The organism is Burkholderia sp. BCC0419 (genome assembly GCF_902830285.1).
GTDB lineage: Bacteria > Pseudomonadota > Gammaproteobacteria > Burkholderiales > Burkholderiaceae > Burkholderia.
In genome coordinates, this window is sequence record NZ_CADESR010000001.1 from 2,087,936 (window position 1) to 2,109,142 (window position 21,207).

Annotated in this window: 18 protein-coding genes; 5 read left to right on the forward strand and 13 right to left on the reverse strand. The window is 70.5% G+C overall.

The features are described 5' to 3' along the window. Both HWW87_RS09320 and HWW87_RS09325 read right to left on the reverse strand, forming a co-directional pair. On the reverse strand, positions 1-1,893 hold the full coding sequence (locus HWW87_RS09320; RefSeq protein WP_175820054.1) for an amidohydrolase: 1,893 nt from the start codon (positions 1,891-1,893) through the stop codon (positions 1-3). A gap of 18 nt (positions 1,894-1,911) precedes the next feature. After that, the gene (locus tag HWW87_RS09325) at positions 1,912-2,079 is read right to left on the reverse strand and encodes a DUF1427 family protein (RefSeq protein ID WP_174432067.1); all 168 of its coding nucleotides are present in this window, start codon (positions 2,077-2,079) and stop codon (positions 1,912-1,914) included. A 101-nt stretch (positions 2,080-2,180) separates the two neighbouring features. On the opposite strand from HWW87_RS09325, the gene HWW87_RS09330 reads away from it, so the two are divergent. After that, complete coding sequence (locus HWW87_RS09330) at positions 2,181-3,104, forward strand: LysR family transcriptional regulator (RefSeq protein WP_175820055.1); 924 nt, start codon at positions 2,181-2,183, stop codon at positions 3,102-3,104. A 63-nt stretch (positions 3,105-3,167) separates the two neighbouring features. On the opposite strand, the gene HWW87_RS09335 is transcribed toward HWW87_RS09330, so the two are convergent. Beyond that, complete coding sequence (locus HWW87_RS09335; protein ID WP_175820056.1) at positions 3,168-3,854, reverse strand: hydrolase; 687 nt, start codon at positions 3,852-3,854, stop codon at positions 3,168-3,170. Positions 3,855-4,131: 277 nt separating this feature from the next. Between HWW87_RS09335 and HWW87_RS09340 the strand changes: the two genes are divergently transcribed. The 4 genes from HWW87_RS09340 to HWW87_RS09355 are packed head-to-tail and all read left to right on the forward strand — an operon-like array spanning position 4,132 to position 7,366. Beyond that, complete coding sequence (locus HWW87_RS09340) at positions 4,132-4,392, forward strand: XapX domain-containing protein (protein WP_175820700.1); 261 nt, start codon at positions 4,132-4,134, stop codon at positions 4,390-4,392. A gap of 25 nt (positions 4,393-4,417) precedes the next feature. After that, positions 4,418-5,998, forward strand: coding sequence for a sodium:proton antiporter (locus HWW87_RS09345; protein ID WP_175820057.1), 1,581 nt, complete (start codon positions 4,418-4,420; stop codon positions 5,996-5,998). Between the two features lie 49 nt (positions 5,999-6,047). Then, positions 6,048-6,440 (forward strand): OsmC family protein, encoded by a 393-nt coding sequence (locus HWW87_RS09350; protein WP_174386506.1) that lies wholly within the window; start codon positions 6,048-6,050, stop codon positions 6,438-6,440. A 44-nt stretch (positions 6,441-6,484) separates the two neighbouring features. After that, positions 6,485-7,366: a pirin family protein gene (locus tag HWW87_RS09355; protein ID WP_175820058.1), complete on the forward strand. Its 882-nt coding sequence runs from the start codon at positions 6,485-6,487 to the stop codon at positions 7,364-7,366. A gap of 43 nt (positions 7,367-7,409) precedes the next feature. On the opposite strand, the gene HWW87_RS09360 is transcribed toward HWW87_RS09355, so the two are convergent. The 10 genes from HWW87_RS09360 to bcsZ all read right to left on the reverse strand — a co-directional run bounded on the left by HWW87_RS09360 (position 7,410) and on the right by bcsZ (position 21,206). Beyond that, a complete protein-coding gene (locus HWW87_RS09360; protein ID WP_244107159.1) occupies positions 7,410-8,084 on the reverse strand; it encodes a hypothetical protein in 675 nt (224 codons plus the stop codon). Positions 8,085-8,295: 211 nt separating this feature from the next. Further along, entirely contained in the window at positions 8,296-8,616 is a 321-nt protein-coding gene (locus tag HWW87_RS09365) for a hypothetical protein (protein ID WP_124477481.1), read from the reverse strand. Positions 8,617-8,809: 193 nt separating this feature from the next. Beyond that, the gene (locus HWW87_RS09370) at positions 8,810-9,007 is read right to left on the reverse strand and encodes a hypothetical protein (protein WP_175820059.1); all 198 of its coding nucleotides are present in this window, start codon (positions 9,005-9,007) and stop codon (positions 8,810-8,812) included. After that, on the reverse strand, positions 8,989-10,545 hold the full coding sequence (gene bcsG / locus HWW87_RS09375) for a cellulose biosynthesis protein BcsG (protein ID WP_175820060.1): 1,557 nt from the start codon (positions 10,543-10,545) through the stop codon (positions 8,989-8,991). The genes HWW87_RS09370 and bcsG overlap by 19 nt, the downstream gene beginning before the upstream one ends. Positions 10,546-10,572: 27 nt before the next feature. Continuing rightward, entirely contained in the window at positions 10,573-13,110 is a 2,538-nt protein-coding gene (gene bcsA / locus HWW87_RS09380; RefSeq protein ID WP_175820061.1) for a UDP-forming cellulose synthase catalytic subunit, read from the reverse strand. Next, positions 13,107-13,886 carry a cellulose biosynthesis protein BcsQ gene (bcsQ, locus tag HWW87_RS09385; protein ID WP_175820062.1) on the reverse strand — a complete coding sequence of 260 codons (780 nt, stop codon included), beginning with the start codon at positions 13,884-13,886 and terminating at the stop codon, positions 13,107-13,109. The genes bcsA and bcsQ overlap by 4 nt, the downstream gene beginning before the upstream one ends. Further along, positions 13,883-14,128 (reverse strand): hypothetical protein, encoded by a 246-nt coding sequence (locus HWW87_RS09390; RefSeq protein ID WP_175820063.1) that lies wholly within the window; start codon positions 14,126-14,128, stop codon positions 13,883-13,885. The genes bcsQ and HWW87_RS09390 overlap by 4 nt, the downstream gene beginning before the upstream one ends. Beyond that, positions 14,125-16,098 (reverse strand): cellulose biosynthesis protein BcsE, encoded by a 1,974-nt coding sequence (gene bcsE / locus HWW87_RS09395; protein ID WP_175820064.1) that lies wholly within the window; start codon positions 16,096-16,098, stop codon positions 14,125-14,127. Before bcsE ends, HWW87_RS09390 begins: the two co-directional genes overlap by 4 nt. A 9-nt stretch (positions 16,099-16,107) precedes the next feature. Then, entirely contained in the window at positions 16,108-19,992 is a 3,885-nt protein-coding gene (locus HWW87_RS09400; RefSeq protein WP_175820065.1) for a cellulose synthase subunit BcsC-related outer membrane protein, read from the reverse strand. Further along, positions 19,977-21,206, reverse strand: coding sequence for a cellulose synthase complex periplasmic endoglucanase BcsZ (bcsZ, locus tag HWW87_RS37095; protein WP_244107160.1), 1,230 nt, complete (start codon positions 21,204-21,206; stop codon positions 19,977-19,979). Before bcsZ ends, HWW87_RS09400 begins: the two co-directional genes overlap by 16 nt. Position 21,207 lies beyond the last annotated feature (1 nt).

A 21,207-nucleotide genomic window follows, 5' to 3' on the forward strand; every position in this document is an offset into this window, starting at 1 on the left:
TCAGACCGCCCAGCACGAACAGCCGAACGCGCCCCAGAAGCCCTTCGCATCCGGCGTCGGCAACGCACGGCCCCACGCGCCCGCATGCGCATGCCCGTGCACGTTGCACGCGCTCGAACAGCCGCACGCCGCGGCGGCCGCCGCCGCGCGCTGCAACGGCGCGCCGTTGCGCTGCGTCGCGCCCCAGCCGCCATAGCCGCCGTACTCGCGCACCGGCGACCAGTCGGGCATCGCCGGCGGAATCGGCGCATCGTGCGACGCGAACGGCCCCGCGCCGCACACGATCTTGCCGCCGACCACCGTCAGCAACGCGCTCGTGTCGACGATATCGTCCTCCGCGCATGTGAAGAAATCGCGATCCGGGACCATCAGGTCGGCCAGTTGCCCGACCGCGATGCGCCCTTTCTTGCCTTCTTCGTTCGAGAACCACGTCACGTACTCGGTCCACATCCGCAGCGCGGTTTCGCGATCGAGCAGGTTGCGCTGCGGATACAGGCGCAAACCGCCGACCGTCTTGCCCGTCACGAGCCACGCGAGCGACACCCATGGGTTGTACGACGCGACGCGCGTCGCGTCGGTGCCGGCCGACACCTTGAGCCCCTTGCCGAGCATCTTCGCCACCGGCGGCGTCGCCTCCGCGGCTTGCGTGCCGTAACGCTCGACGAAGTATTCGCCCTGGTACGCCATCCGGTGCTGCACCGCGATGCCGCCGCCGAGCGCAGCGATCCGGTCCATCGATTTCTCGGAGATGGTTTCCGCATGATCGAAGAACCAGTTCAGCCCTTCGAGCGGGATGTCTTCGTTGACCTTCTCGAATACGTCCAGCGCGCGGCTGATGGTTTCGTCATAGGTCGCGTGCATGCGCCACGGCCAACGGTTTTCCGCGAGCACGCGCACGACGCCTTCCAGGTCGTCTTCCATCTGCGCCGGCAGGTCCGGCCGCGCGACGCGGAAGTCCTCGAAGTCGGCCGCCGAAAACACCAGCATCTCGCCCGCGCCGTTGTTGCGGAAGTAGTCAGTGCCGTCGTGATACTTGACACTCTTCGTCCAGTTCACGAAGTCTTCCTTCTCCGCATTCGGCTTCTGCGTGAACAGGTTGTACGCGATCCGCACCGTCATCTCGCCCGCGTCGTGCAGCTTGCGGATCACTTCGTAATCGTCGGGATAATTCTGCGACCCGCCGCCCGCATCGATCACGCCGGTCACGCCGAGCCGGTTCAGCTCGCGCATGAAGTGGCGCGTCGAGTTGTACTGGTAGTCGAACGGCAGCTTCGGGCCCTTCGCGAGCGTCGCGTAGAGGATCGTCGCGTTCGGGTTCGCGAGCAGCAGCCCGGTCGGGTTGCCCGCGTCGTCGCGCAGGATCGTGCCGCCCGGCGGCTCCGGCGTGTCCTTCGTGTAGCCGACCACCCGCAGCGCCGCTGCGTTCAGCAGTGCGCGGTCGTACAGGTGCAGGATGAACACGGGCGTATCGGGCGCGACGGCATTGAGTTCGTCGATCGTCGGCAGCCGCTTCTCGGCGAACTGGTGTTCGGTGAAGCCGCCGACCACGCGCACCCACTGCGGCGCGGGCGTGATCGCGACCTGCCGCTTCAGCATCTCCATCGCGACCGCGAGCGAGCGCACGCCGTCCCAGCGCAGCTCCAGGTTGTAGTTCAGGCCGCCGCGAATCACGTGCGTATGGTTGTCGATCAGGCCCGGCAGCACGGTACGGCCGTCGAGGTCGACGACCTTCGTCGCGCGGCCCGCGAGCGGCACGATCTCCGCGTTGCCGCCGACCGCGACGAAGCGACCGTCCTTGATCGCGACGGCGGTCGCGACCGGGTTCGCACGATCGAGCGTCGTGATGCGCCCGTTGTGCAGGATGAGATCGGGTTGGGTATCGGTTGCGCTCATGAAATGTCCTCGATGCGGTCAGAAGCCGAGCCAGTGACGAACCGGCGCAATGGCCTGCGCGCCGACCAGCATGCCGGCGAGGCCCACCAGCGCGATCAGCGGCGGCGCCGGCGAGCGCACCCTGATCACGCTGTACACGACGCCGATCAGCACGCCGGCGCCCAATGAAAGTAGATAAGATTCCATAACGATTTTTCTCCCGGCCGGATTAGAATGATCCGCATCGCATCGGCCGCATGCTGCGCTGCCCCCGCATCCGTTTCGCTTCCCTGCCATCCGTTCCGACCATGCAACACCTTCCTGATCTCGAAGCCTGGGCCATCTTTGCGCGCGTCGCGGAGACGGGTTCGTTCGCGAAAGCCGCCGACCTGCTCGGCGTATCGCAACCCACCGTGTCGAAAGCGATCGCACGCCTCGAAAAGCGCCTCGGCGCGATGCTGCTGTACCGCACGTCGCGCAAGCTGTCGCTCACGCCGACCGGTGAACTGCTGCGCGACCGCGCGATCCGCCTGCTCGCCGATGCGGAGCTGATCGAAAACGAAGCGACTGCGCAGGCGCTCGAACCGCACGGCCTCGTGCGCGTGAATGCGCCGATGTCGTTCGGGGTGCACCATCTGTCGCCGGTGCTGCCCGCGTTTCTCGAGCGCTATCCGCGCGTCGACATCGATCTCGTGCTCACCGATCACATCGTCGACATCGTGTCGGGTGGCTTCGACGTCGCGATCCGCATCGCCGAGCTGAGCGATTCGACGCTGCGCTCGCGCCGTCTCTGCGCGGTGCGCCGGCCGCTCGTCGCGTCGCCCGCGTATCTCGACCGGCGCGGCCGCCCCACGCATCCGCGCGACATCGAACAGCACGTGTGCCTCACGTACACGAACCTGCCGACGCCCGAGCACTGGCGCTTCCATCATCCGGCATCGGGCGACGAAGTCGGCGTGTCCGTCCACGGGCGTATCCGCACCAACAACGCGGACGTGATCCTCCCCGCGCTCGTCGGCGGTCACGGCCTGGCGCTGCAGCCCGAGTTCCTCGTGTGGGACGCGATGCAGCGCGGCGAGCTCGAGGAAGTGATGAGCGACTGGAAGATCGCGGACATCAACGTGAACCTCGTCACGCCGCCCGGCATGCTGCGCGCCGCGCGCGTGACGGTGCTGCTCGACTTCCTCGCGGAACACTTCGCGCACGCGCCGTGGGCGCTGCCCGTCGCCTGAACGCGCGACGGCCGATGGCAGGCGATCGCCGCATCCAGCGCGACGATCGCGGCCGGCGGCCCGTTACTTCGCCGGTACGGCCGGAATCGACTCGTGCGGCGTCGCGGTGCGCTGCGGTGCCTTGTGGACCATCGTGTACGCGTAGTCGACGCCCATCCCGTATGCGCCCGAATGCTCCTTCGCGATCGCCATCACAGCGTCGTACGAGTCGCGGCGCGCCCAGTCGCGCTGCCATTCGAGCAGCACCTGCTGCCACGTGACCGGCACCACGCCGGCCTGCACCATGCGCTGCATCGCGAAATCGTGCGCGGCCTGCGACGTGCCGCCCGATGCGTCGGCGACCATGTAGATCTCGTAGTCGCCTTCGAGCATCGCGCACAGCGCGAACGTCGTATTGCAGACTTCGGTCCACAGACCCGACACGACCACCTTCTTGCGGCCGTTCGCGGCGAGCGCGTCGCGCACCTTCTGGTCGTCCCACGAATTCATCGACGTGCGCTCGAGCGTCTTCTGGTTCGGGAATACGTCGAGCAGCTCGGGATAGGTGTGGCCCGAGAAGCTGTCGCTTTCGACCGTCGTGATCGTGGTCGGGATGTTGAAGACCTTCGCGGCCTTCGCGAGCCCGACGACGTTGTTCTTCAGCGCCTGGCGATCGATCGACTGCACGCCGAACGCCATCTGCGGCTGCTGGTCGATGAAGATCAGCTGGCTGTTCTGCGGCGTCAGTACTTCAAGTTTCGGGTTGCTCATGGCGGATGGATCCTGTGAACGGGAAAAGGGAAGCCTGCCTCGACCGTGAAAACGGGAGGAGCCGGGAATGCGTCGGCGCCGGATCGTCATCATCCGGGCCGAAACATTTAAGCCGCAAACGCGCGGCGCGAACACCCAAGAAACGGAATCGATCCGATTCCTGAATGGATGCCCGTTCGGGGCGCCCCGCTCTTTTTTTCTTCACGCAAACCCGCTACGCTTTCAAGACTCTGACGGCGCCGTTCCGGTGCCGCTCGGCCATCACGAGGCGCACCCCATGAAACCGTATGTCTTCTCGCTGCTCGCCGGCGTCCTCGCCGGCGTCATCTACGGCGCGATCGGCGTGAACTCGCCCGCGCCGCCGATCATCGCGCTCACCGGCCTGCTCGGCATGCTGGCCGGCGAACAGATCCTGCCCGTCGCGCGCCGCATGCTGTCCGGCCATCGGCTGAACACCGCATGGCGCGACGCGCAGTGCAGCCAGCACATGTTCGGCGCGCTGCCGGGCGGCGCCGCGAACGACCGCAAGCCTTCGTAATCCACCCCATCGCCGCCGGCCGCGCATGACCAACGTCGAGCTGTTCCATTACCTGCTGCTGTTGATCTGCGGCGCGGGCGCCCTCACGTGGCTCGCCGAGCGCGTCTCGATTCCGCCGGCCGTCGTGCTGCTGCTCGGCGGCTGCGTGGTCGCCGTCGCCGGCAAGCGCGTGCCCGACATGGACCCGGCGCTGCTGCTCGCGGCCGTGCTGCCGCCGCTCCTGATGTCGAGCGGCTTCTACACCGCCTGGAAGGAATTCCGGCAGGAGCTCGCATCGATCGCATCGCTCGCGCTCGGGGCCGTGGCGTTCACGACCGTCGCGGTCGCGCTCGCCGTGCATGCGGCGAATCCCGCGCTGCCGTGGGCCGCGTGCTTCACGCTCGGCGCGATCGTGTCGCCGCCCGACGCGGTCGCCGCGAAGGCGATCCTGCAGCGCCACCCGCTGCCCGCGCGGCTCGTCGCGGTGCTCGAAGGCGAAAGCCTCGTCAACGATGCGTCGGGCCTGCTGCTGTACCAGATGGCCGTGTCGGCCGCGCTCGCCGTGTCGATCACGGCGGCGAGCGCGACCGGCCTGTTCTTCTCGCTCACGCTGATCGGCATCGCGGTCGGCCTCGCGTGCGGCCATGCGATGTGCTGGGTGCTGCAGCGCCTGCGCGAGCCGATGCTCGGCATCGTCGTGACGTTCGCGATGACATGGGGCAGCTACGGGATCGCGGAAGCCGTCGGCGGCTCCGGCGTGCTGTCGGTCGTCACCTGCGGACTCGTGCTCGGCGTGCGCCAGCATCGCGTGTTCGACGCCGACATGCGGATCAAGGCGAAGGCGACGTGGGAAGCGATCGTGTTCGTGCTCGACGCGCTCGTGTTCATCCTGATCGGCCTCGCGCTGCACGCGATCCTCGCCGGCGTGAACCACGAAGGCGCGGTGCTGATGGCCGGCCTGCGGGTCGCGCTGCCGGCGACGGCCGCCGCGATCGGCGCGCGCGTGGTGTGGGTGTTCGTCGCGATGTGGCTGCCGGGCCACCTGCGCGCGCGGCGCGCGGGCCACGCGCCGTGGTCGTGGCGCGAGGCCGTCGTGCTCGGCTGGTCGGGCATGCGCGGCGTCGTGAGCCTCGCGGCCGCGATCGCGCTGCCTGCCAACTTCCCCGGCCGCGACCTGATCCTGTTCAGCACGTTCCTGCTGATCATCGCGACGCTCGTCGTGCAGGGCGGCACGCTCGCGCCGCTGATCCGCGTGCTGAAGCTGCGCCCGGCCGCGCGCCGCACGATGTCCGAGCACGCGGTGCGTGCGCACACGTTCGGCGCGGCGCTCGCCGAACTCGATGCGCGCGAGCAGCGCGGCGCCGGCCTCGAACGTGCATCGCTCGACCGGCTGCTGACCGAATACCGGAGCCGCGTCGCATTCAACGAACGCGCGCACCGCGACGGCGCGGCGCCCGCGGACGTGCGCGCGCGGATGCTGCGCGTCGAGCTCGAGCTGGTCGGCGTGTCGCGCGACGCGCTGCTCGACCTGCATCGCGACGGCCGGGTCGACGACGCGGTGCTGCACCGCATAGAATCGGAACTCGATTTCGAGGAGCTGCGGCTGCAGCGCCTGCTCGAACCATAATGCCCGGCCTGCCCGGCCCTGCCCGCCCCCTTTCCCATCTGGAATTTCAATGAGCGAACTCACCGTCGAAGCGAGCATCGGCCCGGTCGATTACCTCGTCCACTTCAGCGATGGCGTCCACCAGTGGCGCGCCGACGAACCCGCGTCGCTCGGCGGCGGCGATGCGGCTCCGACGCCCGTCGCGCTGCTGCTGTCGAGTCTCGGCGCGTGCACCGCGATCACGCTGAAGATGTATGCGCAACGAAAAGGCTGGCCGCTCGACGAAGTGCACGTGAAGCTCGCGCACGAATCGGGCAGCGCGGGCAGCACGATCGTGCGCCGCATCACGCTCGACGGCGACCTGACCGACGAGCAGCGCGAACGCCTGCTGCAGATCGCGAATGCCTGCCCGGTGCACAAGATCCTCACGCATCCGATCGCGATCGACACGGCGATCGCCTGAGCGCGTCCCGCCATCGCCCCCGCCACCGTCACGAGATTCCCGTCATGTCCGCCTCGATCAAGACCCTGCTCACGCCGCGCGAAAGCGACATCGGCAACCTCGTCGTGCGTCGCGTGCTGCCCGCGCGCGCCGCGCGCCTCGTCGGCCCGTTCATCTTCTTCGACGAGATGGGGCCGGCCGTGCTGCCGGCCGGCCGCGGCATCGACGTGCTGCCGCATCCGCACATCGGCCTCGCGACCGTTACCTACCTGTTCGACGGCACGCTGATGCATCACGACAGCCTCGGCTTCCGGCAGAAGATCGTGCCGGGCGACGTGAACTGGATGACGGCCGGCCGCGGCATCGTGCATTCGGAGCGCTCGCCCGACGAGGATCGGCCGCGCGAGCAGCCGGTGCACGGGATCCAGACCTGGGTCGCGCTGCCGGTCGAGCATGAGGACACCGCGCCCGCGTTCGTTCATCACGCGGCCGATACGCTGCCGTCGTTCACGCGCGACGGCGTGACCGTGCGCGTGATCGCGGGCACCGCGTTCGGGCTCGCGTCGCCGGTCGCCGTGTTCTCGCCGACGCTCTATGCGTATGGGGAATTCGCGTCGGGCGGGCAGCTCGCGCTCGATGCGGAGCACGACGAACGCGGCGTGTATCTCGTCGACGGCGACCTCACCGTCGACGGCACGCCGCTCGCGCCCGCGACGATGGCCGTGCTCGAACCGGGCGCGACCGCCGCACTCGCGAGCGCGCACGGCGCACGCGTGATGCTGCTCGGCGGCGCACACCTGCCGGGCGAGCGGTTCATCGAATGGAATTTCGTGTCGAGCGAACGCGCGAAGATCGACGCGGCGCGCGCCGCGTGGGCCGATCAGACGTTCGGCAAGGTGCCGGGCGAAGAAGACGAATGGACGCGCCAGCCGGAGCGCAAGGCGTAACGCAAAGCGCAACGGGCGGCCGCGGCCGCCCGCCGATGCGGGCTCAGCACGGCACGCGGCCCACGACCCCACCACCCGACTGCGTACACCAGCGCTGTTCCTGCTGAGGGCCGGCTTGCGGTTGCGGCGCCGAATACGGCACGGCCCTCGCCACGGCAAGCGCGTTGGCCAACTGTTTGGCCTCGATCTGCCGCTGTTGCTCGAACGACGCACGCTGCGCGTCGTCCGCCTGCTTCGTCAGCGCAACCAGCCTCGCATAGCGGGGATCTCGCGCGTCCTGGAATGGCGGCAGCGGCGGCGCAACCGGTACGGCAGGCGCGGAGCCACGGTATCGGGGGATCGACATCTTCGAGGTGTTCCCCCAGATCGCCGCCGCGCCGATATCCCACATCGCCACGCGCATCTCGAGCGCGTGTTCATAGCCGCGATCGACATCGGCCGTCGCAGGCATCCCCGTCGGCGCGGGAAGCGGCTGCAGGGACGGCGGCAGCGGCTGCAGCGTCGGATGGACGAGCCGCACCCAGCTCACGGCGGCCACCGAGTATTGATACAGGACACGCTGGTAAGCCTCGAGGATTCTGGCGCGACTGTCGGGCGTGGAGGACGGGGTGTTCGACACCAGGGCGATGAACGACGCCAGCGTTTGGGTGTAGCGGGCGCCTTCTTCCTTCTGCGCCGCAACGCGTTCCGGCTGCGGACCGGGCGATCCGCTCAACATCCCCGCACACCCTGACAGGGCAGCGACCACGGCCGCGCACACCCCAACCGTTCGACACGCGATCCGAATTTGATACGACATGGCAGCCCCCACCGACACACGATCAGTACCCAACGAATCCATACGGTGTCCGCCGCCGGCAGCCGCGACCCTGGACCGTCCGGCCCGGGCGCCGGCGCCGGTCAGAGGGCAGACCGCCCGACCTTTACATTCAAGAGAACGGGCCGCCCTGGCGCGGCTGCCCTTTCCGGTTGCAAACCGGCGGGTTCGTCATGCCGAAAGACAGCAGATTGCCGCCATTGATCGTGCACGCAAACTCCTTGCCGTCCCTGGCCTTCAGGTTGACGTAGGTATTCGTCCCTTCGGTGCGGCGGTTGACAATGACGAGCTCATCGGGCGAATACCCCAGCGTGCCGGCGGTACTGGACTTGATCTTGTCGTCGGTCAGCATGTTGGTGCTGCCGGCGATGCCCGCGCAGCCGGAAACCAGCAAAACCGTCAGCCCCACGAGAAAAGCGCTTGCCGAACGCATAAACCCTCCATTATTCGATTTTTATCGCCCATTTACCGAATAAACATACGCCCCGCTCGCGGCGCTATTCAACGGAATAGTCGGAATCGCCTGAAGCGTATGCCCGGTGGACTGCGCCAAATGATATAGACCGGTCTAGTTTCGTGTCAATCATGCCCGATTAAAACCCGGCATCCAGCCGGCCGCCGTTCCTTCAGGCCTTCAATCCCATCAGCTTCGCGAGCACCGGCCAGCGATCGAGCGACGCGTCGAACGCGCGGCGCGCCTGTTCGTCGACATAGCGTTCGGGATCGAGCGCGGGCAGATGCCGCGCGAGGCCGATCACGTCGTTCGGTTGCGACAGGCGATCGTCGTCGCCTTCGCCGGCCATCGTTACTGTTCGTCGATCCATACGCCATCCGGAGTTTTCACCGCGTAACCCGCGGCCGTCTGCATCGTCACCGTGCCCTCGTTCTCGCCGATCATTCGCGTGCGCGGCAAATCGGCCGCATATTGCGCGAGCGTCGCGCCCGGCTTGAACGGGCTGTTCGACACGAGGTTCGACAGCAGTTGCGCGAGCGCGAGGAAGCTGGTCGGCTGCTCGATCACGGTCGTCGCGCCGTGATTGCCGGCGAAGCCGACGAGCCGCACGCCGACCGGCCCGTGCACGATGCGCGGCGTCGGAATCTCGCGCAGCCCCGCGACCTGGTTCTTGTCGCCGCGCAACGCGGCGCCGTGCTCGGGCACGAACACGATCACCGCGCGGCGGCCCGATTGCGCGATCAGGTCGGCGAGACGGTCGAAGTCGGTCATCAGCTTCGTCGCGCGCTGCGGATACGAGTCGATGCTCGTCAGCGCGCTGCCGACGACGCGGTTGCCGTCGTGCAGGCTGATCGTGTTGTAGTACAGCGCGACCGGCCCCGGCACCGCCGCGCGCTGCGCGTACCAGTTCGCGAGCGTCGAGTAGTCGTCCTTGATCGCCGAACCGTCGAACGCGTGCATCGCGACCGGCGCGGCCGCGTTCGAGATCATCGGCGCATCGGCCACGCCGATGTTGTCGTGGATCACCTGCAGGAAGTTGTCGAAATGGCCGTCGTGGTTCAGCAGCGACTGCACCGTGTAGCCGGCGCCCGCCAGTTGCGAGAACAGGTGGCACTGCTGCGGCGCGGGCTTGTACAGGTCCGCATGCGCTTCCTGCCCGCAGCTCGCGCGCAGCACGCGGATCGCCGCCGGGCCGCTGTAGCTCGCGGCCGTGCTGAAGTTCGTGAACAGGTAGTCGAAGTGGCTCAGCATCGGATGGTTGCGCACCTTCGCCGCATCGAGGTCGTCCCACGACAGCGAGCAGATGTGCAGCACGATCACGTCGAACTGCGCGGCCGGATCGCTGCCGAGATGGCCGAACGCGACCTGCCGCTGCGACTCCTGCGCGCGGAACGTCGCGAGCGCCGCGTTGTGGTCCTCCGGCTGGTCGACGCGCGTGGCCCCCGCCGCGTTCGCCTGCGGCTGGGCCGGCGCGACGACGCGCGCCATCAGCCCGCTGCCGGCCTGCCACAGCGGCATCACGACCAGCACGGCCAACACGAACGTCGCGACGCGCAGCCAGCGATTGACGATGAAATAGACGATCAGCACGCCGACGATCGTCAGCGCCAGCACGGGCGGCAACAGGCGCGGCAGCAGCTCCATCCAGTAGTCGAGACGGAACGTGCTGACTTCGCGCGCGGCCTCCGCGAGACGGGCGAGCGGCGGCGCATGCAGCTCGCGCGCGAGCAGCGGCACCGCGATCGCGATCGCCACGACCTGCCGGACGATGCGCCACGCGCGCGCCCGGATCGGCGCGCTCGCCGCGAGCGCCACCGCGAACGCGAGGTTCGCGAGCCAGAACGGCTGCAGGTGCCCGGTCGCGAACAGCGCGAACTTCAGGATGAAATACAGATTCCAGAACGTCATCTAACCCACTCCATGATGCGCGCCGCGTCAGTCGCGCGCGCGATCGAGTTTCGGCGCGAGCATGGCCTGCAAGCCGCGCGCCGCACCCTTCCACATTCGTACGTAACCGTCCAGCCCGATCCGCAGCACTTCCTTGAGCCCGCCGAGCGGCGTGTCGGGCCGCGCGCCTTCGTGCCAGTCGAGCCACGCATCCGCGCGGCCGAACGTGCATTGCACGAGCTGGCGTTCCTGCTCGAGCGTCAGTTCCTCGAAGCTCACGCCGACATGGGTCGGCGTCGCACGGGTCACGCGCACCGGGAACGGAAACGCGCGGTCGCCGCGCGTCACGCACACCGTCAGCGTATCGCCGACCGCGAGCGGCAGCCCCGGCACCGCTTCGAGGCCGAGGCCGCCGGTCGAGTAGTCGCTCGTGAAGCACGCGGCGGTCGAGCCGTCGGCGAGCAGCAGCATCGCCGGCACGCGCATCGCGATCCGGTGCGTGACGCGCACCTGCTTCGTCTCGCGCGCGACGGCCAGCGCCGCGCCGAGCATCGCGAGGTTGTACACGGTCCAGCCGAGCGTGATCAGGATCGTCGACGCCTCGTCGCCCTGGTCGGCCACGAGCCGCCACAGGCCAGCGACGATCGCGAGCACGTTCAGCGCGAACAGCACGAGATACGGCTTCGACGTCAACCAGTCGACGTAGCCTTCGTCGATCTTGCCGCCCTTGTCGGTCACGTTGAACTTGCCATGCTTCGGGCTGAAGAACGCGACGGTGGTCGGCAATGCGATGTACCACGCGAGCACCGATTCGTAGACCTCGGCCCAGAACGAATGACGGTAACGCCCCTGCATCCGCGAGTTCGCGATGTTCGCGAGCACGAGATACGGGATCACGTAGCTCGCGAGCGCGAGCGACGATGCGTTGATGAAGTACAGGTGGAAGAACAGGTACGCGAGCGGGATCGTCAGGAACACCAGCCGCGGAATCCCGTAGAAGAAATGCAGCATCGCGTTGCCGTAGCAGATCCGCTGGATGAAACCGAGCCCGCGCCCGAGGAACGGATTGTCGATGCGGAAGATCTGCGCCATCCCGCGCGCCCAGCGCGTGCGCTGCTTCACGTGGCCGGCAAGGCTTTCGGTCGCGAGGCCGGCCGCCTGCACGGTCGGCAGGTACGCCGACGTATAGCCGCGCCGATGCAGCTTGAGCGCCGTATGCGCATCCTCGGTCACGGTCTCGACCGCGACGCCGCCGACCTCCTCCAGCGCGCTGCGCTTGAGCACCGCGCACGAGCCGCAGAAGAACGTCGCGTTCCACAGGTCGTTGCCCGACTGCACGAGGCCGTAGAACAGGTTGCCCTCGTTCGGGATCTCGCGGAACGTGCCGAGGTTGCGCTCGAACGGATCGGGCGAGAAGAAATGGTGCGGCGTCTGCACCAGCGCGCACTTCGGGTCGCGCAGGAACACGCCCATCGTCGTCTGCAGGAACGAGCGCGTCGGCACGTGATCGCAGTCGAAGATCGCGATGTACTCGCCGTGCGTCTTCGGCAATGCACGGTTGATGTTGCCGGCCTTCGCGTGGCGGTTGTCGTCGCGCGTCAGGTAGTCGATGCCGGCCTCGGCCGCGAATGCCGCGAATTCGGGGCGCCGGCCGTCGTCGAGCAGGTACACGCGCAGCTTCGCGCTCGGCCAGTCGATGCTCTGCGCGGCGAACACGGTCGGCTTCACGACCGACAGCGGCTCGTTGTAGGTCGGGATATAGACGTCGACGGTCGGCCAGGTGTCCGGATCGTCGGGCAGCGGCACGATCGGCCGGTCGAGCGGCCACGCGGTCTGCACGAAGCCGAGCAGCAGGATCATCCACGTATAGGCTTCGGCGCCATACAGCAGATAGCCGGCGACGGCTTCGACCGGGCTGCGGAAGTCGAGCGTCTGGGTCGTGCGCCACCACACGTAGCGGACGGTGGCGAGCAGCGCGAGCGATGCGAGCGCGAGCGTCGGCAGATGGCCCGGCAGGCGGCGCAGCGCGAGCGCCAGCACCGCGACGATCGCGAAGAACGCGAACTGCGCACCGGGCATCAGCGGCGACATCCCGGCCGCGGCCCACAGCACCGCGCCGGCCACGAGCAGCAGCGGCGCGAGCCAGCGGCGCCGGCCGACGCCGTTCGCGCGCGCATCGAGCCAGCCGCCCCAGCGCGCCCACGGCAGACGCTCGAGCATCGCGTTGATGCGCCGGCCGACCGCGCGCCCGGCCACGTAGACGGGCACCACGAACGTGTCGAACCACGCGAGCGGATCGCGCGCGGGCCGGCCGTCGGCCGCGCGCGGTGCGCGCACGATCGCGCGCCACAGCCATTCGCGCACGCTGAGCGGCTGCAGCACGCCCCAGTCGTGCGCGAGCCGCAGGAACGCGACGCGCACCCAGCGGCGCACGTGATCGGGCCGGCCGGGCGGCGGTGCGTGGAAGAACAGCCGCACGAGCCAGTCCACCCGCGTGCGTTCTGCCGGCAGCCCGATGCCGCGTGCGCACCAGTCGGCCGCCCGGCGGCCGAACGCGCGCAGTCGCGACGCGAACGCGGCCTTCACCGCGCCGCTCCGGTACGACCCGCGACGGCCGCCGTGAGCCACGCATCGACCCAGTTCGCGACGCCGTTCAGGTCGTGCGACGCCTGCGAATACGGCGCATCGTCGAAGATCCAGCTGCCCCGCGCAAGCGCTTCGGGCACCGCCGCGTCGACGTGGATGCGCTGCTCGAGCATCGACGCCGGGCCCGCGACCGCGCGCAGCATCGCCAGCGCGTCGCGCTGCATGTCGCGCGCCGGGTTCAGCCGGTTCACGACGATCTGCAGTTCGCCGCCGCCGGCCCGCAGCGCGCCGAGCCGCGCGGCCGTCGTCGCGCAGGCGACCGGCTCCGGCGGCACGACGACGAGCGTCAGGTCCGCGCAACCGGTCGCCTGCCCGGCCTGCGGCGACGGATAGCGAGGGGTGTCGACCAGCACGACGCCGTCGGCCGGCAGCGCGATCTCGTCGAGCGCGCGCGACAGCCAGGCCGGATCGGCCACGAGCCGCGCATCGCACGCGGCGGCCCCGGCCGCATCGACCTGCCCGTACGGCACGAACAGCACGCCGTCGGCGTTGCGCCACGTGTGCGCATGCCACGGTTCGGCGCCGCCCAGCAGGCCGTGCGCAAGACCGTGTTCGGCCAGCGTATCGAGGCCGAGCGTCGCACCCATCAGGTTCTGTGCATCGAATTCGACGGCGACGACCGGCCGGCCGCGACGCGCAAGCAGCACCGCGAGCGCGGCGGCAAGCGTCGTGCGGCCCGCGCCGCCTGTCGTCGACGTGAGGGCGATCGTCTTCATCGTGCCGCCTTGCTGTCGCGCTTGCCGCGTTTGTCGCCTTCGTCGCCTTCGTCGTCGCCGACGCCCGGCAGCAGGCGGCCGCGCAGCGCGACCGGCACGAGTTCGCACGGCACCGCGTCGCGCCGGTCGATGCCGCGCGGCGCGTGGAAGCCGCGGCCGATGCCGAGGTGCTGCGCGACGATCCACACCGGCACCGCAATCGCGATACCGACGATGAAGCCGATGACGAGTTCGGCGATCATGCGTCCTCCTGCTTGCGCAGCGGCATCGCGCTGCGGACGGCGCCGCGCGCACGCGCGGCGGGAATGACGGGGTCCGGCGCCGAGGCGTCGTCGACTGCGGCGGGCGCGGACGCCTGCGGCACGCCGATCGCGTCGAGCGCGACGACGGTATCGATTGCATCGATCGCGTCGCTCACCTCGCCCGCATCGGGCAACACCTCGCCGGGAGCGGTGGGAGCGGCCGCTGTGCGCGCGGCGCCCGGCGGCTGCGTCGCCGCGAACAGGTCGCTGTAGTCGGCGATCGGCGCGCGCCGGTTCTCGGCCTTCAGCGCATCGAGCTCGGTGTCGATGCTGCCCTGCCCGAGGCACACGACGCGATCGGACAGCGTATCGACCGGCACGTCGAAGATCCGCGCGAGCGCGTCGTCGGCGTCGACCGGCTCGCAGGCGAACAGGAACATGAACAGGTGCCCCGCATCGGCTGTCACGATGTCGCCCGTGCGGCGCGGCCGGCAGTGCCGCAGCGCGTCGACGTGCGACACGCCCGGCAACAGCGTGAGCTTCGCGAGCGTATGCGGCAGCGCAAGCACCGCGCCGCGGTCGAGCACCGCGCGAATCCGCTGGCAGAACGCGCCGACCGGCAGATAGCCGAGCACCGAATCGCCGAGCGCGGCCGCGAGCGCCGCGCGATAGTCGGCCGCGACGGGCCGTGCGTAGAGCTGGCCGTGCAGCGCGTGCACGGCGGCCTGCATCCGCGAGACGGGCAGGTCGCGCGCGACGACCCGGTTCGCGCCGACGCTCAGCACGAGCACCTCGAACTGCTGGCGCAGCACCTCGCCGCGTTCGACGACCGCGATCTTCAGCGCGCCGCCGCACTGCCGGCGCAGCGCGTGCACGTCCGCGCACAGCGCTTCGAGCTGCGCATGCGAGCGGAACACGAGCACCGCGGTCGCGGCCTGCGCGTGCGCGCACGCGGCGACGACGGCCGCGTTGTCGTCGACGATCTCCCAGGCGTCCGGCACGCGGCTCGCGCCGTCGAGCACCGCGCGGCTGACCACCACGCGATCCTCGTCGCTCGCGAGCTTCATCCGGTGCGCCGGTTCGGTCGCGCCGCCATCGACGCTCGCCGACAGCCGGCCGTCCGGCGCGAAGCGCAGCGGCCGCACCTCGCCGGCCGCGAGCGTGTCGCCCGCGCGCCAGAAATCGACGACCCACAGCAGCTCGCCGTGCGTGCGCTGCAACTGCGCGACGCCCGAGCAGATCCCGTGGAAGCCGCTGCGCGGCGTGCGATTGGCCTCGCGCACGAGCGGCGCATCGTCGGCGCGTGCGTCGCCGCCCGCGCGGGTTGCTTCGGGGTCGAGCAGCAGCACGAGCGCGATCCGGCGCGTGCGACACCAGTCGGCCAGTGCGTACGCTTCATCCGCGAGCGCGACCGGATCGTCCCAGCTGAACCAGCGCTGGGCGCCTTCGACGAAATACAGCGAACGGGCATGCAGCCCGTAGCGCTTCATCGCGCGCAAGCCGCCGGTCAGCCGCGCGAACGGGCCCGGCGCCGCGTGGCGCGGCGCGTTGCCGGCCACGCCGGCGTCGGCGCCGTCATCGGCCGGCGTGGCCGCCGGCGGCATCGCCAGCACGTTCAGGTTGCGTGGCCAGCCGGCCGGCTGCGCGCCGCCCGCGAAGCCAAGCGATTCCATCTGCGCGGCGACGCGCGCCGGATCGCGTGCCAGCACGATCGTGACGTCGCGCGTGCGCGCCTGGCGCGCGCTTTCCCACACGAGCGCATCGCAGGCCGGCGTGCCGCCGGCCGCGTAGATCGCGTAAAGGCCGCCGGCTTCCAGTTGCGTCCAGGTATCGGGCAGGCCGTCGATCGCGAGCCGGCTCAATGCGCCGGCGCGGCTACCCGCCGGCGCCACGCGCAGCAGCGCTCGCAGGCGGTCGGTCAGGCCGGTGGCGCCGGGCGCTGGGCGGGCGGCATCGAATTCCGTATTCACGGCGGTCCCCTAGTAATCCGAATAAAGCCGCACGGGCGTCGGCGTGACGAGCCAGCTGCGCGGCGCGCGCGCGTCGAACGCATAGCGCAGGTACACGAGCGCCGAACTCGGCGCATAGTCGTGCGACCGGTCGATGTGCAACTGCGCGCCGACGCTCAGGTGCGGGTTCACGCGATACTCGACGATGCCGTTCACGCCGTACGAGAACGACACGCCGCGCGTCGAACTGCCCGCGTACACGAACCCGGCCGCCACCTGCGCGGCCCGCTGGTCGGAGAACGTCGGGTAATACAGCGAATCCTTCTCGTAGCTGTTCGAGATCCCGCCCGTGACGGTCAGATCCCACGACAGTGCATCGTGCCGCCCCGCCCATTCGATCGGCACGCCGAGCGACAGATAGCGCTGCGGGCTGTAGTAACCGCCCTGCCCGTACGTGTAGTAGCGCAGGTTCTGCGCGTAGTGCCACGCATTGCCGACGAGCCCCGTGCTGACCTTCATCGTCGCGCGCTCGTACACGGGCACCGTGAAACCGGTGCGCAGCGTGACTTCCGCGTTGCGTTCGACGTTGCGGCCGGACAGCACGCCCGCGCCGAGTTCCGCGAACAGGTTCGTGCGGCCGACGTCGACTGACGCGCGCAGGTTCACGCCGTCGCGGCGCACGCCACCCCACACCGCGCCGGTCCACGGGTCGCGCATCCCCGCGTACGACAGCACGCTGCTCGTTTCCGGCCGCCGCGACGCATTCACGGAGAAGCTCGCGGGGCCCGCGTCGAAGCGATAGCGCACGCCGCCGACCAGGTAATGCACCGGGAAGCCGAGCGGCGACGTGCCGAGATCGACGCGCCACGCATCCGACAGATAGCCGGCGCCGAGCGCGACGCCCGTCGTCGACTGGTGCAGCGAGCCCGGCGGATTCGCGATCAGTGCGGCGGCCTGCGGGTTCGTCTGGCCCTTGAGCGCCGCGTACGTGCCGAACGTCTTCAGTGAATAGGCATCCGGATTACTCGTATCGAGCGTGCCCGGGTCGAGGTGCACGGTGTCGATCTGCGCGAACACGTGCCCGTCGTAGCGGATCGGCATCTGCATGTAGACCGGCACCTGCTGCGCACGATACGACGAGATGCCTTCGTCGCCCGATTTGTACGCGGGTATCCAGCCGGTCTCGATCTCGGGATTGCGCCGCTGCGCGAGGTCCGCGAACGCGGCCTGCGCGGGCGTGAGCCCGTCGCGGCCCGGGCTCACGCCCGTCGCGCGTTCCTGCGACTGCGACAGCCGGTACAGCGACGCCGCATCGTCATAGCGGCCCTGCGCCTCGGCCACGCGCCCGGCCGCGACCGTCACGTCGGCGCGTGCCGGATACGCGGCCTGCAGCCGGTCGGTCACCTGCGCGGCTTCGTCCGGGCGGCGCAGCGCGTTCAGGCGGCGCACGGCGGACAGTTGCGTGTCGACGTCGTCGTCCGGCGTGCGCGCCAGCACGGCCTGCACGCGCTCGCGTGCGGCGGCGCGGTTGCCGCTGTCCTCGTCGATCCGCGCGAGCGCGAGCTGCGTATCGGCATCGTCCGGCGTGCGCGCGACGACCGGCGCGAGCGCCTCGCGCGCCGCGTCGTAATGACCCTGTGCGCGCTCGAGATCGGCGAGTTCGAGCGCGTAACGCTTGTCCGCGCGGCCGGCCGGGCTCGCGCGCTCGAGCAGCGTGCGCGCCCGCGCATAGTCCTGTTGGGCGATCGCGTCGTCGGTCTGCCGCAGCACGAGCCGCAGCGACTGGTCCTCCAGTCGCGCCGTCTGCGCGGGCGAGAGCGACGGGTCGCGGCGCAGCGTGTCGAGCCACGCGGCGAGCGCATCGTCGCGCCCCGCGCGGCCGAGCAAATCGCCGTAGCGCAGCCGCACGTCCGCGTCGGCTTCGCGCGGATGCGCGGCGATCCAGTCGCGCAGCGGCGCGAGGCCGCGCTCGGGTTCGCCCGCGTCGATCCATTGCGCGCCGATCGCGGCGAGCATGTCGGGATCGTCCGGCGCGCTCGCCTGCGCGTGCGCGAGCGTCGCGGCGAAGGCCGCGCGGTCGCCGCGTGCCTGCGCGCTTCGCGCGTCGGCCAGCGCGCTTTCGGCATCGAGCTTGCGCGCGAGCGCCCGCATCCCGTCCGACTGGTGCGCATCGTCGACCGGCGCCAGCGCGGCCTGCGCGCCCGCGACATCGTCGACCGAGTTGCGGTACAGCGCGCTCGCGTAGCGCATCTCGGGCGTATCGCTCCGCGCGAGCCCGTCGTCCATCACGGTGCGGCCGAGCTGCGGCAGCCCCATGTCGCGATAAAGGCGCGCGAGCGCGAAGCGCGTCCACGGCGCGTCGGGCGCCGCGCGCACGGCCGCCTCGTAGCGTTGCGCGGCCGGCCCGCGTGCGCCCTTGTCGGCCAGCGCGCGCGCCTCGTTCGCGAGCACGTCGCCGCGCAGGCCGTCGAGCGCGCGGCGATCGTCGGCGCCCGTCACGCGCCCTTGCAGCGCGTCGAGCAGCGGGCCGATCCGGTCCGCGCGGCCGGTGTTTTCATACAGCGTGGCCGTGTCGCGCACGGCCGACAGGCTCGGCGAACGCGCGGCCAGCAAGCCGCGCAGCAACGGCTCCGCCTGCGCCCAGTCGCGCTGCGCGAGCAGCGCATCGGCAAGCTGCAGCTTCGCGTCCGGGTTGTCCGGCTGCATCGCGAGCGCCGCCCGCGCGGCGCGCTCGGCATCCCGCGGGCGCCCGGCGCTGGCCGCTTCGCGGCCCTGGGCGAGCAGCCCCCAGAACTGCGCGGTACGCGCGAGGCCCTGCCATTTGCCGCGCTGGTCGGTCGCCCGCGTCGCGGCCCGCGCGAACAGCGCGCGCGCTTCGTCGTGCCGCCCTTCGCGCAAGCGCAGCAGGCCGAGCCCACCCAGCGCATCGGCGTCGTCCGCCCGCGCCCGCGCGGCGCGCGCGAGCAGCGGATCGGCGGCGGCCAGGTCGCCGCGCGCGAGCGCCTGCAACCCGCGCTGCTGCGCGATGTAGTCGGGATCGCGTTCGAGCCGGCGCTGCGCGTCGCGCTGCTGGTCGAGGGCGGCCGCGCGATCGCGGAATTCGGTGTCGTCCGGCGCGAGCGCGAGATACGCGTGCAGCGCATCGAGATACGCGGGGTCGCTGCCGGCCGACTGCAGCACGCGCCGCCACAGCGCCATCGCTTCCGTATGGTCCGCGTCGGCGCGCTTCACGAGCGACGAGGCGATCCGGTTCGCTTCCGGCCGCGTGTCGTCGCGCTGGTTCAACAACCGTGCGAGCGCGACCGACGCGCTCGTGTCCCGCGGATCGGCGGCGACCGCTCGGCGCAGCGCGGCGATCGCCGGCTCGCGCCCGCCCGGTGCATTCGACACGATCTGGTAATACTCGGCGCCGAGCGCGCCCGACGGTGCGCCGTTCGGAAACAGCGCGACGATCCGCCGGGCTGCCTCGTCGGCGCGGCCGCTGCGCGCGAGCAGCCGGATCTGCGCCATCTCGCCGCGCCCGCTCGTCGCGACGCGGTATTCGTCGGCCACCCGCCGCGTGGCCGGCGCATTCGGCGACTGCGCCTGCAGCCGCGCCAGCGACGCCTGCGCGCCTTTCGCGTCGCCGAGCCGCAGCAGCACACGCACCTGTTCGGCCAGCAGCTCGGGATCGCCCGGCGCGATCAGCAGGCCCTTGCGCAGCGCATCGCGCGCGAGGTCGTCGCGATGCTTGATGCCCCACATCCGCGCGGTGTCGAGCTCGCGCCGTGCATCGGCGGCAGCCGAGGTCGCCGGTGTCGCGGGGGTCGCCACCGTCGCGCCCGAGACAGCGCCCGGCGCCGCCGCGCACACCGACGACGCGAGCCACGCGAATCCCGCGACGTGCGGCGCGGCGCACTTCAGCGGGCGGCGCACGAACGGCCTCCCCAGCGGATGTCGAGCGTGCCGTCCGCACCGAACCGGTAGCGGCCATCGCGCCAGCCGAGGCCGAACAGCGTCAGCACGCTCGTGTAGTAGCCAGGCGCCGACTGGCGCGCGAGCGTATCGACGCGGGCCGCCTGTGCATCCGCGAGCGCGTGCTGGCCGCGCGCGTCGAGAAACGGCACGGCGGCCGCGGAGAAACCGCCGTTGCCGTCGTTCGGCCCCGCGACGCCCGTCGTCGTATCGACCCGCTCCGGCGGTGCGCCATGCGCGGCGATATGGTCGGCAAACGGCGCGAACTTCGCGAGCAGCGGCGCGGCGAGCGGATCGGCGCGATCGAGCATGCCGGCCCACAGGTACACGCGGATCGCGTTGTACGCGCTCTCCGCATGCGTCTGCGGATCGGGCCCGAAACCGTTGCCCGCGCGATACAGCGCCCAGTCGGGCGAGAAGCCCTTCGGCGCGGTGTCGAGCAGCACGCGCCCGGTGCTGGATGCCAGCGCGGCCCAGCGCCGGTCGTCGGGCAGCCGCGCGCCGAGCGCGCGAATCACCTGCGGCGGCGAATAGCTCGGATTCACGCGCCATTGGCCGTTGGCCAGCTTGAACCCGGTCGGCCCCGGCAGCAGCGTGAGGCCGAGGCCCGGCACGGTCGCCGTCTCGGCGTCGAGCACGCGCTTCGCGAGCAGCGCGCCGCGCGCCGTATAGCTGCGCTCGTGCCACAGCCGCCCGGCTTCGACGAGCGCATACGCGATCCACAGGTCGGCGTCCGACGCCGGGTTCGCGTCGAGCACGCGCCACGCGCCGTCCGGTGCGCGGCCCCACAGCCACGCCGGCAGGTGCGCGCTCAGGTCGCCCTGCGCGAGGTTGTTCTCGGTCCATGCGAGGATCGTGTCGAACATGCGCCGGTCGTTCGCGACCAGCGCGAAGAAAAGTCCATACGCCTGCCCCTCCGATACCGTGCGCGAATCGGCCGAACCGACGTCGATCACGCGGCCGTCGGCCGAGATGAAATCGCGCTTGAACGTATCCCAGCGCGGCCACGCCGCGCTGCATCCCGCACCGACCGCATCGGCTGCACTCGCCCCCGCGGCGTGCGCGCGCGTGGCCATGCCGGCCGCCGCGCACGTCACCGCAACCGCCAGCGCGAGCATCGCGCCGACACGCCGCGCCGGCTGCGTTGCCCGTCGCTTCGTCATTGCCCGCGCCATC

Bases quoted from the DNA above. Each gene is read 5' to 3' on its own strand.
- HWW87_RS09345 (WP_175820057.1), top strand. From the start codon at position 4,418: ATGACCAACGTCGAGCTGTTCCATTACCTGCTGCTGTTGATCTGCGGC.
- HWW87_RS09355 (WP_175820058.1), top strand. From the start codon at position 6,485: ATGTCCGCCTCGATCAAGACCCTGCTCACGCCGCGCGAAAGCGACATC.
- HWW87_RS09370 (WP_175820059.1), bottom strand. From the start codon at position 9,007: ATGGATCGACGAACAGTAACGATGGCCGGCGAAGGCGACGACGATCGC.
- HWW87_RS09320 (WP_175820054.1), bottom strand. From the start codon at position 1,893: ATGAGCGCAACCGATACCCAACCCGATCTCATCCTGCACAACGGGCGC.
- HWW87_RS09360 (WP_244107159.1), bottom strand. From the start codon at position 8,084: ATGTTGAGCGGATCGCCCGGTCCGCAGCCGGAACGCGTTGCGGCGCAG.
- bcsZ (WP_244107160.1), bottom strand. From the start codon at position 21,206: ATGGCGCGGGCAATGACGAAGCGACGGGCAACGCAGCCGGCGCGGCGT.
- HWW87_RS09365 (WP_124477481.1), bottom strand. From the start codon at position 8,616: ATGCGTTCGGCAAGCGCTTTTCTCGTGGGGCTGACGGTTTTGCTGGTT.
- HWW87_RS09330 (WP_175820055.1), top strand. From the start codon at position 2,181: ATGCAACACCTTCCTGATCTCGAAGCCTGGGCCATCTTTGCGCGCGTC.
- HWW87_RS09340 (WP_175820700.1), top strand. From the start codon at position 4,132: ATGAAACCGTATGTCTTCTCGCTGCTCGCCGGCGTCCTCGCCGGCGTC.
- HWW87_RS09350 (WP_174386506.1), top strand. From the start codon at position 6,048: ATGAGCGAACTCACCGTCGAAGCGAGCATCGGCCCGGTCGATTACCTC.
- HWW87_RS09325 (WP_174432067.1), bottom strand. From the start codon at position 2,079: ATGGAATCTTATCTACTTTCATTGGGCGCCGGCGTGCTGATCGGCGTC.
- HWW87_RS09390 (WP_175820063.1), bottom strand. From the start codon at position 14,128: ATGATCGCCGAACTCGTCATCGGCTTCATCGTCGGTATCGCGATTGCG.
- bcsQ (WP_175820062.1), bottom strand. From the start codon at position 13,886: ATGAAGACGATCGCCCTCACGTCGACGACAGGCGGCGCGGGCCGCACG.
- HWW87_RS09335 (WP_175820056.1), bottom strand. From the start codon at position 3,854: ATGAGCAACCCGAAACTTGAAGTACTGACGCCGCAGAACAGCCAGCTG.
- bcsG (WP_175820060.1), bottom strand. From the start codon at position 10,545: ATGACGTTCTGGAATCTGTATTTCATCCTGAAGTTCGCGCTGTTCGCG.